The sequence below is a fragment of the Reyranella sp. genome, assembly GCF_965227665.1.
Classification (GTDB): Bacteria; Pseudomonadota; Alphaproteobacteria; order Reyranellales; family Reyranellaceae; genus Reyranella.
Genome location: NZ_OZ245767.1, coordinates 4471928 through 4483318, shown reverse-complemented (window position 1 = coordinate 4483318; position 11391 = coordinate 4471928). Strand labels below are relative to the sequence as shown.

Here is an 11391-nt window from a genome sequence, read left to right as displayed (position 1 = left end):
ATGAAGATGCCGATCACAGTGAATGGAGGGAATCGCCGCATGCTCACCAATCCTCCGCAGAACACGAACAACCATAGCGCGAGCGATACAACCGGCAATCCGGCGCGAAAAGCTGTACTACCGCGCAAGACGGCGAGCGGCCCTTTGGAATATGGCAAAATCAGTATTGCCACCCCCAGATATGCAGAAGCGAAGATGAAATATAAGTAAAGAGCTTTATGCAGAGCCACGTACTCGGATGGCTCATGCGGCAGGGCGCACATCGAAGTTGGGACACCAAAGGAGCACCAAACCCTGAAAGCTACTGCTATCGAAGATTGCAATGCGTCATTCAACGGAGTGAGGTGAAGAGCAATTGCAAGCAAGAGACATAGCGGAACCACTCCACCAAATGCAAAGAGTTCGCCTAACTTGAAAGTCGCCATGGGCGGCGACTTGAATCTGTCTTTCGATGGAATCACGCGACACACTCCGAATCAGCGTTTCGGCGCCACACTTTGTCAAAATTGGCTTTTTGGTCGAGTTCAGTATGGTTACTAGCACCTCTAAGTCGGGACTGACCATTACCCAACTTGATAAGATCAACGCACTTCCGTACGGTATTTTCTTGAGAGCCAGTTATGTTTGGTTCAACCAAGGCACATTTTCGTGCCGAGTTTTCTCGCAGCTTCTCGTTCAGGAATGAAATCCGATGACTGATTCGAACAACATCACCCTGAGTCATCCTCTCGACCATGAAGGGAAGAAGATTACGACCCTCAAGATTCGTCGACCGATCGTCGCCGACATGCTGGCGGCGCAAAAGGTTTCGGCCAATGAACCGGAGCGCGAACTGAACCTCATCGCCGTTCTCACTGGCCTCCCCCGCGCCGCCGTCGAGCAACTCGACATGCGAGACTACATGGCGCTGCAGCGTAAGCTCGCCGAATACATGAAGAACTGAAGGGTTGAGGGAGTGGTTCATCATTACCGCTCCCTCGCGCTTTCGGCGCGGTAGCGCAGGATCGGCGACAGCACGTAGTCGATCACGCGGCGGTCGCCGGTGATGATCTCGGCATTGACCGCCATACCGGGGGCGATCGCGACCTTCTTGCCGTCGATGTTCATGTCGGCAGCCTCGAGGCGCACGCGGACCGGGTAGATCAGGCCCAGCTTCTCGTCCTTGTTGGCGTCGCGCGAGACATCGATCACCTCGCCCTCGACCGTGCCGTAGCGGGTGAAGGGGAAGGCGTCGAACTTCACGCTGACCTTCTGGCCCGCCAGCACGAAGCCGATGTCCTTGTTCAGCACCATCGCCTCGATCTCGGGCGTCGCCGAGAGCGGCACCACGTTCAGCAGCGTGTCGCCGGGCTTCACCACGCCGCCCACCGTCCAGGCGGCAAGGTTGGTCACGGTGCCGTCGATCGGCGCGGTGAGCGTCTGCAGGTCGCGGCGCTTGCGGGCCTTCAGGATCTCCTGCTCGGCGGCGGCGCGCTTCTCGGTCGCCTCGGCGCGCTCCTTGCGCCAGACGCTCTCGCTCTCGCGCTCGACCTGCTGGCGCTGCTGCAGGGCGGCGCCCAGCGCTGCCTCGGCCTGGCGCTGCTTGTCGAGGGCCCCCAGCAGGCCCTTTTCCGATTCGATCAGCTGCTGCTGCGTCTCGGAGGCCTTCAGCCGCGAGCCGAAGCCCTGCAGGGCGAGGCCGCTCAACGTGTCGCTGCGGTCGCGCATCAGGGGAATGGTGGCCTGGAAGCGCTCGATGTCGGTCGCGGTGCCCCGCAGCTCGGCGCGGCGGCGCTCGATCTCGCCGTCGAGGGCGGCCAGCTTCGCGGTGCGCTCCTGCCACTGCGCCACCATCAGGCGGCGGGCGGATTCCAGCAGGATCGGATCGATCTGGCCCGGGAAGACGAAGGCCAGTTCCGACGGGCCGCCGCCCAGCAGCGAGTCGAGCCGGGCGATGTCGAGGGAGCGGGCCACGCGCTCGCGCTCCATGCGGTCGTAGTCGGCCGTGGCGTCGGTCGGATCGAGGTCGATCAGCGGCTGGCCCGCCTTTACATGGTCGCCGTCCTTCACATGGATGCCGCGGATCACGCCCATCTCGAGCGGCTGCACGACCTTGGTGCGGCCCTGCGGCACCACCCTGCCCTGGGCGACCGCGACGATGTCGATATGGCCGACGATCGACCAGGCGACGGCGATGGTGAAGAAGCCGCAGAGCGTCCAGATCAGCGCCCGCCCCAGCGGCGAGGCCGGGTGTTCCATGATCTCGACCGCCGCCGGCAGGAACTCGCGCTCGGCCGCGCGGAGGTCGCGCTTGGGCCGCCGGTTCTCAGCCGACCAGGCCTCGCGCCAGATCGTCCAGTGCCGCGCGAGGCCTGAGAAGAAGCCCACGCGGAGCGGGGCCTGGGACGCGGTGGCGCCGGTCATGACGGCGTCCTCCAGACTCTTACCCTCCCCCGCATCGGGGGAGGTGGCGCGCAGCGCCGGAGGGGGAGAGCCTCACAAGAGGTGGCCCGGCCATATCCGCGGCCTTCCCCCTTCGCCCCCTGCGGGGGCACTTCCCCCGCGAGGCGGGGGCAGAGATGAGACTGGCTCATGACTGTCCCCCGAGGACGGGGGTGAGGCCGACGGCGGGGCGTGGGGCGTGAGGGGGCGCGGCCGGCGGCTCGCCGACCTGGCGGCGCCACAGGTCGGCGTAGCGGCCGCCCTTCAGCAGCAGCTCGGCGTGCGTGCCCTCCTCGACGATGCGGCCCTTGTCCATGGCCACGATGCGATGGGCGACGCGCACGGCCGAGAGGCGATGGGCGATGATGATCACGGTGCGGCCGCGCACGATCGCCTGCATGTTGCGCTGGATGATCTCCTCGGACTCGGCGTCGAGCGCGCTGGTCGCCTCGTCGAAGATCAGGATGCGCGGATCGGAGATCAGGGCGCGGGCGATCGCCAGCCGCTGGCGCTGGCCGCCCGAGAGGTTGGCGCCGCGCTCGTCGATCAGCGTGTCGTAGCCCTCGGGCAGCTCCAGGATGAATTCGTGGGCGCCGGCCATCTGGGCCGCCCGGATCACCGCCTCCATCGGCGCGGCGGGGTCGACCAGGGCGATATTCTCGCGCACCGAGCGGTTGAACAGCAGGTTCTCCTGCAGCACGACGCCGATCTGGCGGCGCAGCCACGAGGTCTCGACCAGGGCGAGGTCGACGCCGTCGATCATCACCCGCCCCTGGGTGGGCACGAACAGGCGCTGGACCAGGCGGGTCAGCGTGCTCTTGCCCGAGCCGGAGCGGCCGACGATGCCCAGCACCTGGCCGGCCGGCACTTCCAGCTGGATGTCCTGCAGCACGTCGCGGCCGTTGGGCTGGTAGCGGAAGCTCACGTGATCGAAGCTGACCTTGCCCTCGATGCGCGGCGGCGTGGCGCGATTGGGATTGTAGCTGGGCTCGGGCGGGGCGTTCAGAATGTCGCCGAGGCGCGCCACCGAGACGCGGATCTGCTGGAATTCCTGCCAGATCTGGGCCAGCCGCAGGATCGGCCCAGTGACCCGGCCGAGCAGCATGTTGACGGCCACCAGCTCGCCCACGGTGAGCTTGCCCTCGATCACCAGCCCGGCGCCGACCCACAGCACCGCCGCGGTCAGGAGCTTGCCCACCAGGTCGATGGCATGGCTGGCGACGATGCCCAGTTTGGCCACCCGGAAGCTGGCGCCGACATAGGCCGCCAGCTTGTCCTCCCAGCGGCGCTGCATCTGCGGCTCGATGGCCATCGCCTTCAGCGTCTCGATGCCGGTGACGCTCTCGACCAGGAAGGCCTGGTTCTCGGCGCCGCGGTCGAACTTCTCGTCGAGGCGCCGGCGCCAGACCGGCGTGGCGACCATCACGATCAGCGCCCAGATCGGGATGGCCACCAGCACCATCACCGTGAGCTGCCAGCTGTAGAGCCACATCACCACCACGAAGATCGAGGCGAAGGCGACGTCGAGGCCGACGGTCAGCGCCTGTCCGGTCAGGAACTGGCGGATGTTCTCCAGCTCGCGCACGCGGGCCACCGAATCGCCCACCCGGCGCACGCCGAAATAGGCCAGCGGCAGGCTGACCATGTGGCGGAACAGACGGGCGCCCAGCTCGACGTCGATGCGATTGGTCGTGTGGGCCAGCACCCAGGCGCGCAGGCCGCCCAGCACGACCTCGAAGACCGAGATCACCACCAGGCCGAAGACCAGCACGTCGAGCGTGCTCCAGCCCTTGTGGACCAGCACCTTGTCGATCACGACCTGGGTGAAGAGCGGCGTGATCAGGGCGAAGAGCTGCAGGAACAGCGAGCCGACCAGCGCTTCGCCCAGCAGGCTGCGGAAGCGCACGATCGAGGGGATGAACCAGGTGAGGTCGAAAGGCCGGCTGGCGCCGACCGATCGCTCGCGCGTGGTCATCAGGATCAGTTCGCCCGACCAGCGGGCCTCGAACACCGCCCTCTGTTCGATGACGGGCCGGTTGGCAGCGAGATCCTGCAGCAGGACCCGGTCCGGCGCCGCGCGCGCCAGCAGCGCGAAGCTGCCGTCCTTCAGGATGGCAATCGCCGGTAGTGCCGCCTTCTCCAGTCTGTCGGGTGTCGAACGTTCGCGCCGGGCCTTGACCTCCAGCCGCTTGGCGGCACGGAGAATGTGTTCGACCGTGAACCGCTCGCCATCGGGGGCGAATTGATGCCGTAGCTGGGCCGGATCGGCGGGTTTTCCCAGGAAACGCAGCAGCACGACGAAGGCCAGCAGGCCTTCGTCTATTGCCTCGTCCCCATTCGCGCTCTGCTCCTGAGCCATACGCGCCGAAAACCCCAAAGGACTCTGTGTCCAATTTGTGGCCGGACTGTAGGACGCGCGGGTTGCAAGCTGCCAGCAAGCTTCTCGCACAACTCAGAGACTGTTTTGCACATCCGCACAACTTGCGCTAGCAACGCAATGACCGGGGCCCCGCAGGGCCCCGGCACAGCGGCCGATCAGAGACCGTGGTCCTCCCGCATCATCTCGGCGGCGCGTTCGCCGATGATGGCGCAGGGGGCCTGGGTGTTGCCGGTGGTGACCCGCGGCATGATCGAGCCGTCGGCCACCCGCAGCCCGCTGACGCCGTAGACACGCAGCGTCGCGTCCACGACCGACATGTCGTCCCGCCCCATCCGGGCGGTGCCGCTCTGGTGCCAGTAGGTAACGGCCGCGTCGCGGATGTAGGCGTCGAGATCCTCGCCCTTCACGTCGCCCGGCATGGCTTCGCTGGTGACGAAGGGACGGAAGGCCTGCGCGTTGCCCAGGGCGCGGCAGAGCTCGATACAGGACGAGGCCGCCGTCATGTCCCTGGCGTCCGACAGGAAGTTCGCGTCGATCGCCAGCGCCGCAGCCGGATCCGCACTCTGCAGACGCAGGCGTCCCCGGCTCTCGGGGTGGGCGAGGCCTGCGAACATCGTCCAGCCGTGGGCCGGCACGCCGCGCAACGCCGTGCGTTCGCTCGGCACCGGAAACTCGACCTGGCAGAACAGCAGATCGGGCGCGTCGAGGTCGGGCCGGCTCTTCCAGTACATCGTCGCTTCGCTGCCGCTGTTGCGGGGCGCCAGAGGCTCCGACAAGGCCCAGGTACAGCCGAAGGACACATGGTCCTGCAGGTTGCCCCCGACGCCCGGCAGGTTCTGCACGACCGGGATGCCGAAGCGCTCCAGCTCGCGACGCTCGCCGATGCCGGAATGCATCAGGACCTTGGGTGTCTGAATCGCACCGAGCGACAGCACGACTTCGGTCCGCGCGCCGATGGTCATGGTCCGCCCCCCGTGCAGGAGTTCGACCCCGACCGCCCGCGTGCCCTGGAAGACCACTCGCTGCACGAGCGCGTCGGTGAGCACCGTCAGGTTCGGGCGATCGAGCCACGGATGGACATAGGCGCGGTACAGCGACTGGCGCCGCCCGTCGCGCACCAGCATGTCGGTGATCGCCGCACCGCCCTCCTGCTCCATCATGCGCCCGTTGGGATGGTCGAACACGGGGATGTCGAGTTCGCGCGCGGCGTCGAGCATCGCGAGCGCGAGCGGGCTCGGCGAGGCCGCGGGCTGCACCCAGACCGGCCCTCCCGTGCCGCGATACGTGGGGTCGGGATTACCCTTCCAGTCCTCGATCCGGCGATAGAGGCCGAGCACGTTCTCGTAGCCCCAGCGCGGATCGCCCGCCTCCGAGGCGAAGAACTCCCAGTCGCTCCTATGTCCGCGGGCCCACACCATCACGTTGATGCTCGAGCCGCCGCCCAGCCCCCTGCCCATCGACATCGGGATCTCGCGGCCGTTGAGATGAGGGTTGGGGTCGGCCCGGAAGCCCCAGTCGCGTTCGCCGCCGAGATTGGTGGGCCACAGGGCCGGGTTGAGCACGGCTTCGGCATCGTCGCTGCCGCCCGCCTCGAGCAGCAGGACCTGGACGTCGGCATTCTCGGCCAGCCGCCGCGCGATCACGGATCCGGAAGATCCGGCGCCGCAGACGATGAAGTCGTAGCCGGGCCGAAGCGACGCCGTCAGCCGCGCCTGGTTCTCCCGCCCGCGCCGGGCGAAGTCTGAAACAGGATGGTCGTTCATGAGTCGGGCTCCTTGGGTTATAATATCACGATATTATTTATCGCGATATCCCTTAGCTGGTGTCGACCGCCGGGCTTGTCAATCGCGATAATTATCGCGATATATTTTTGCCGGCTCAGCCCGCGGCCACAGCCCGGCAGAGGACAGGAGGCGATGGTGAAGAAGGGGAAGAACGGGACCGGTGCGCCGGTCCCTCTCGAGGATCAGCTCTGCTATTCGATCTATTCCGCCAACATGGCGATCCAGCGCGCCTACAAGCCCCTCCTGGACGGGCTGGGGCTGACCTATCCCCAGTACCTCGTGCTCAACGTGCTGTGGGTCGAAGACCGCCGGGCCGTCGGCGCGATCGCCGACCATCTCGGACTCGAGTCCAGCACGCTGACGCCGCTGCTGAAACGACTCGAAGAAGCCGGACTTGTACGCCGGACCCGCAATCCGGAGAACGAGCGTCAGGTCCTCGTGGAGCTGACGGAACAGGGCGATGCGTTGCGAACCAGGGCGGGCTGCCTGGGCGAAGCCCTGCTCTCGGTTTCCGGCGAGACGGCGCCGCGACTGGCGGCCCTCAATACGCACGTCCGGCGGCTGCGCGACGCGATCTACGCCAGGATCGGCGGCTGGAACCTCTCGGGCCGATAGCATCGCTCGTCGTCATGTGGTCGGAATCGTGCCGCCATCGATGACGTACTCCGCGCCGGTGATGGTTGCGGCGCGGTCCGAGGCGAGGAAGGCGATGAGGTTCGCGACCTCCTCCGGAGCCGAGGGCCGGCCGATGGGAATGCCGCCCAGCGCCTTCATGATGATCGCCCGGCCGCCCGCGCGGTCGACGCCGGCGTCGCTCGCGATCCGCTCCGTAAGCCGGACGGCGGCTTCGGTCTCGATCCAGCCCGGCTGCACGCGCACGACGCGCACGCCCCGGGGCGAGACCTCTTTGGAGAGGCTCTTGCTGTAGGTGGAGAGCGCCGCCTTGGCGGCGGCATAGGCGGTCGTCGAGTCCGGCAGCGGCAGCCGGCTCTGGATCGAGCCGACATGGATGACGACGCCGCGGCCCCGCTCCACCATCCCGGGTACGAGGGCGCGATCCAGCCGCACGGCCGGCATCAGATTGAGCTCGAGCTCCCTGGTCCACTCTGCGTCGTCCAGCGCCGCGAAACCACCGGCCGGCGCCGAGGAACCGCCGAGCATGTGGACGAGGATATCGATGTCGCCCAGCCGGTCGCGCGCCGCCTCGGCCAGGTCGGCGCAGCCCTTGGCCGTGGTGAGATCCGCGGCGACGAACTCGGATGCGGGCAACGCCTCGGGGCGCGATCGCGCCGTCGTGAGGACACGCGCGCCGAGGGCCCGCAGGAGCGCGACCGTCGCCGCGCCGGCGCCGCGTGTCCCCGACGTCACCAGGGCGGTCCTGCCTTCGAGATCGAGAAAGCCCCTCATGCGCCGATCCTCAACGCCGCGATCTGTCCCCCGGCGATCCGGAAGGCGAACGTCAGCATCGCCGGGCTGCCCGGAAAGCGCCCGGTCACGCGGGCGCGGACCACGGTCAGTCCCTGCTCCTCCGAGACCTCGCACGGCTCGGCCGTGTGGCCGTACTGCGCCTTGGCGGCGCGCCACCAGGCTGCGATGGCATCGTGACCGACATGTGTGCGGCCTTCGTCCGTCACGACGCCATCGGGCGCAAAGGCGGAGAGCGGCGCGGCGTCGCCGCCGGCTTTGTCGGCCGCGAAGTAAGTCTCCAGGGGCGCTGGCAGCTTCATGATCTTTTCCTCCTGAATGTGTCCGCGGCCTCCGATGTACGCGTGGACAGGCATCCCGATAAGAGGGACAACGCGGGACGTCTTGTCCCGTTATCACGGATAATCGTATGTCCCGCCTGCTGCTCAATGAACTCGACGCCGTGGTCGCAATCGCGCGCACCGGATCTTTCCGCGCCGCCGCGCAGGGGCTCGGCATGTCGACGACGGGGCTGAGCAATGCCGTCGCGAAGCTGGAGGCGCGCGTGGGCGTGCGCCTGTTCAACAGGACGACGCGCAGCGTTTCCCTGACCGATGCGGGCCGCGCCTTCGTCGAACAGGTGAGCCCGGCCTTACGGGACATTCACGGCGCCCTCGATGCGGTCCGGTCACAACAGGCAACCCCGTCCGGAACGCTGCGCATCAACGCCTTCGCCTCCGGGGCGCGCGAGATCATCTCGCCCCTGGTTCTCGCGTTCCTGCGCCGGCATCCCGACGTGCATGTGGATCTCGTGACCGAGGGCCGGCTGGTCGACATCGTCGCCGATGGCTTCGATCTCGGCCTGCGCCGGGCGGACCTCGTACCTGCCGACATGATCGCCGTGCCCCTCGGCCGGCCCCAGCGTCACGCGGTCGTCGCCTCACCCGCCTATTTCGAGCAGCATGGGAAACCGCACGCGCCGACCGATCTCGCCGCGCATCGATGCATCCGGACCCGTCTGCCGAATGGGGCTTTGTTCCGCTGGCACTTCGAGAAGCGCGGGGAGACGGCCCAGATCGACGTTACGGGTCCGCTGACCCTGGATGAAGCGAGTCTCGCGCGCGTCGCGGTGCTGGAAGGTCTCGGGATCGGCTTCTTCCTCGAGCAGGACGTGCGCGACGATATCGAAGCCCGACGCCTCATCCGCGTGCTCGACGACTGGACGCCGCCCATCGCCGACCTCTGCCTCTACTATCCCGGCCGGCGCAATCCCTCAGCCGCCCTCAAGGCCTTCATCGCGCTGGCCCGCGACCTCGGCCGGACGAAGAAGCGGCGCGAAGCGGGCTGATCGCCCGCATTAAACCAAGGTATGGGCCGGCCAAACGAATGCGCAGGACAGCCAACCCTACGGGCGATGCACATCCGATCGCTGAACGCGGTACGCAGCTTCACCCTGATACCGGGAGGCCGCACCATGTGTCTGGACTATCTCCGCCCCTTCGAACGCAAGACACGCGCGATGCGGGTCGCAGCGCTCGCTGTTGCCGGCGCGCTCGTCATGACGGGCCCAACCCGCGCGCAAGCGCCGAGCCCACAGGCCGGGGGACCCGGCGGGACCCTGATGCCCGTCATCACGGCGGCGGCGGCGGAGCGCACCGTTCCAATCCATCTGCGGAGCGTCGGCACGGCCGTCGCCAGCAGGACCACCGTCGTTCGGAGCGCAGTCGGCGGCAAACTCACGGAGATCGACTTCACGGCGGGCCAACGGGTGGTGGCAGGCGACCTGCTCGCGCGCGTGGACTCGCGCGCCGCCCAGGCACGACTGGACAGGGACATCGCAATTCGCGACCGCGATCAAGCGCGTGCGGAAACGGCGGGCGGGCAAAAGACCCTCGTGCGCCGGCTCGAGCAGGCGACGGAAGCCGACGAAACCCGCGTATCGAGGGCTCGCGCGGCGCGGGACGCCACCGACATTCGTGCCCCCACTTCGGGCACCGTGGGCGGCGCGCTCCGGCGTGTGGGAGACATGGTTCAGCCTGACGACGAGACGGGCATCGTCGTCATCAGCCGCACCGAGCCCATGTCCGTGGTGTTCACACTGCCGCAAACGATCGCGCGCGCCGTCCGGGAGAAGCTGCTCAAGGGCAGCCTCGCGGTCGAGGCCTACGGCCATGACAAGCTCACCCCTCTCGCCGAAGGTCGTTTGCTGCGCGACAATCAAAAGAACCGAGAGAGCCCGGATGGCGACGAGCTGGTGGCCATGTTTCCGAATCCCGATCACGCCCTGTCGCCCGGCATGCGGGTAGAGGTGCAGCTCCGCGGCGACGGTACCCGCACCGCACTTGCCATCCCGATGGCCGCCGTCCGGCGATCCCCCGCGGGCTACTATACCTACATCGTCACGCAGAGCGGGACGGCCCACGTTCGCCCGATCGCCCTCGGAACGGTCGCCGATGAATTCGTCGTCGTCCGCGAGGGGCTGCGTCCCGGCGACGTGATCGTGACCGACGGGCAGGACCAGCTGGCGGAGGGTAGCCGCGTTGCCATCGTTGCGGGTCCATCACCACGCAGGCCGCCGGAGTGAGCCGACGGTGAAGCAGGCGTTGGCGCTTTTGCGCTTCGGGATCGCAGGCGTGTGACCTAGGATCGCTGCCTGCGTTGCGAGCGATTCGTCCGGTGGAGACGAGAGCCGCCTTCAGGGGCAGCGACCGTCGTTCCGATGCCGGCGGCAGCGCCGTCTTTCCCGAGCGGCAACAGCAAAGGGCACCCGGTGGCTCCGACATTCCTCAATGATTTCTTCTACGAGTTCGTCACCCTGTTCGTGATCCTCGACCCGGTTGCGACAGTACCGATCTTCCTCATGGTCACGGCCGGACTGCCGCGGCGCCAGGCCTTGCTGGTCGCGGCCTATGCAGTGGGTGTCGCGTTCCTGATCATGCTCTTCTTCATCGTGGTCGGCCGGCCGCTCCTGGCGGCCCTCCATATCCCGATGTCCTCGTTTCAACTCGCAGGGTCGCTGATCCTCCTGCTGTTCGGGCTCAAGATGGTCCTCGGCAAGGTGGGCGAGGAGGCGGCGGCCATGCCTGCCGACGCGACGCCGTTTCAACGGGCGGTCTTCCCCCTCGCCGTCCCCGGCATCGCCGGCGCGGGCGCGATCCTCACGGTCGTCATGCTGACCGACAACAAGGTCCGCTCTCTCGGCGAGCAGGTGACGACCACGGCGATCCTGGCGCTCTGCCTCTGCCTTCTCTTCGCGGCCTATGCGTTGGCGGGCACCCTGTTCCGCCTGCTCGGCAAGCCGGGCATCGAGATCGTGAGCCGCGTCTTCGGTCTCATCCTCTCGAGCATCGCCGTCACCGGCCTCGTCATCGCCATCAAGCTGAGCTTCGGCCTCGGCTGATG

The 11391-nt window shown here is 67.4% G+C and carries 11 protein-coding genes; 6 read left to right on the top strand and 5 right to left on the bottom strand.

The window, feature by feature from the left end:
- Nucleotides 1-210, top strand: a complete 210-nt coding sequence (locus ACO07I_RS21690; RefSeq protein ID WP_422011010.1) for a hypothetical protein — start codon at nucleotides 1-3, stop codon at nucleotides 208-210.
- A 481-nt stretch (nucleotides 211-691) separates the two neighbouring features.
- Nucleotides 692-943: a phage tail assembly protein gene (locus ACO07I_RS21685; RefSeq protein WP_422011008.1), complete on the top strand. Its 252-nt coding sequence runs from the start codon at nucleotides 692-694 to the stop codon at nucleotides 941-943.
- Nucleotides 944-966: 23 nt separating this feature from the next.
- Here the strand turns inward: ACO07I_RS21685 and ACO07I_RS21680 are convergent, their stop codons facing one another.
- From ACO07I_RS21680 to ACO07I_RS21670, 3 genes are all read right to left on the bottom strand, one after another.
- Nucleotides 967-2403: an HlyD family type I secretion periplasmic adaptor subunit gene (locus ACO07I_RS21680; RefSeq protein WP_422011006.1), complete on the bottom strand. Its 1437-nt coding sequence runs from the start codon at nucleotides 2401-2403 to the stop codon at nucleotides 967-969.
- Between the two features lie 166 nt (nucleotides 2404-2569).
- Entirely contained in the window at nucleotides 2570-4780 is a 2211-nt protein-coding gene (locus ACO07I_RS21675) for a type I secretion system permease/ATPase (protein ID WP_422011004.1), read from the bottom strand.
- Nucleotides 4781-4956: 176 nt separating this feature from the next.
- The gene (locus ACO07I_RS21670; RefSeq protein WP_422011002.1) at nucleotides 4957-6564 is read right to left on the bottom strand and encodes a GMC family oxidoreductase; all 1608 of its coding nucleotides are present in this window, start codon (nucleotides 6562-6564) and stop codon (nucleotides 4957-4959) included.
- Nucleotides 6565-6720: 156 nt separating this feature from the next.
- On the opposite strand from ACO07I_RS21670, the gene ACO07I_RS21665 reads away from it, so the two are divergent.
- Nucleotides 6721-7200 (top strand): MarR family winged helix-turn-helix transcriptional regulator, encoded by a 480-nt coding sequence (locus tag ACO07I_RS21665; protein WP_422011000.1) that lies wholly within the window; start codon nucleotides 6721-6723, stop codon nucleotides 7198-7200.
- Nucleotides 7201-7212: 12 nt separating this feature from the next.
- Here the strand turns inward: ACO07I_RS21665 and ACO07I_RS21660 are convergent, their stop codons facing one another.
- Together ACO07I_RS21660 and ACO07I_RS21655 are read right to left on the bottom strand one after the other, a co-directional pair.
- A complete protein-coding gene (locus tag ACO07I_RS21660; RefSeq protein WP_422010998.1) occupies nucleotides 7213-7992 on the bottom strand; it encodes an SDR family oxidoreductase in 780 nt (259 codons plus the stop codon).
- Entirely contained in the window at nucleotides 7989-8312 is a 324-nt protein-coding gene (locus ACO07I_RS21655) for a nuclear transport factor 2 family protein (protein ID WP_422010996.1), read from the bottom strand. The genes ACO07I_RS21660 and ACO07I_RS21655 overlap by 4 nt, the downstream gene beginning before the upstream one ends.
- A gap of 107 nt (nucleotides 8313-8419) precedes the next feature.
- Between ACO07I_RS21655 and ACO07I_RS21650 the strand changes: the two genes are divergently transcribed.
- The 3 genes from ACO07I_RS21650 to ACO07I_RS21640 all read left to right on the top strand — a co-directional run bounded on the left by ACO07I_RS21650 (nucleotide 8420) and on the right by ACO07I_RS21640 (nucleotide 11389).
- Complete coding sequence (locus ACO07I_RS21650; RefSeq protein WP_422010994.1) at nucleotides 8420-9337, top strand: LysR substrate-binding domain-containing protein; 918 nt, start codon at nucleotides 8420-8422, stop codon at nucleotides 9335-9337.
- 126 nt (nucleotides 9338-9463) lie between these two features.
- On the top strand, nucleotides 9464-10573 hold the full coding sequence (locus tag ACO07I_RS21645) for an efflux RND transporter periplasmic adaptor subunit (protein ID WP_422010992.1): 1110 nt from the start codon (nucleotides 9464-9466) through the stop codon (nucleotides 10571-10573).
- A 186-nt stretch (nucleotides 10574-10759) separates the two neighbouring features.
- Nucleotides 10760-11389, top strand: a complete 630-nt coding sequence (locus tag ACO07I_RS21640; RefSeq protein ID WP_422010990.1) for a MarC family protein — start codon at nucleotides 10760-10762, stop codon at nucleotides 11387-11389.
- Nucleotides 11390-11391 lie beyond the last annotated feature (2 nt).

What these genes read in the sequence shown, in the direction of transcription:
- ACO07I_RS21690 (WP_422011010.1), top strand. Translation starts at nt 1, where the DNA reads ATGAAGATGCCGATCACAGTGAATGGAGGGAATCGCCGCATGCTCACC.
- ACO07I_RS21685 (WP_422011008.1), top strand. Translation starts at nt 692, where the DNA reads ATGACTGATTCGAACAACATCACCCTGAGTCATCCTCTCGACCATGAA.
- ACO07I_RS21680 (WP_422011006.1), bottom strand. Translation starts at nt 2,403, where the DNA reads ATGACCGGCGCCACCGCGTCCCAGGCCCCGCTCCGCGTGGGCTTCTTC.
- ACO07I_RS21675 (WP_422011004.1), bottom strand. Translation starts at nt 4,780, where the DNA reads ATGGCTCAGGAGCAGAGCGCGAATGGGGACGAGGCAATAGACGAAGGC.
- ACO07I_RS21670 (WP_422011002.1), bottom strand. Translation starts at nt 6,564, where the DNA reads ATGAACGACCATCCTGTTTCAGACTTCGCCCGGCGCGGGCGGGAGAAC.
- ACO07I_RS21660 (WP_422010998.1), bottom strand. Translation starts at nt 7,992, where the DNA reads ATGAGGGGCTTTCTCGATCTCGAAGGCAGGACCGCCCTGGTGACGTCG.
- ACO07I_RS21655 (WP_422010996.1), bottom strand. Translation starts at nt 8,312, where the DNA reads ATGAAGCTGCCAGCGCCCCTGGAGACTTACTTCGCGGCCGACAAAGCC.
- ACO07I_RS21650 (WP_422010994.1), top strand. Translation starts at nt 8,420, where the DNA reads ATGTCCCGCCTGCTGCTCAATGAACTCGACGCCGTGGTCGCAATCGCG.
- ACO07I_RS21645 (WP_422010992.1), top strand. Translation starts at nt 9,464, where the DNA reads ATGTGTCTGGACTATCTCCGCCCCTTCGAACGCAAGACACGCGCGATG.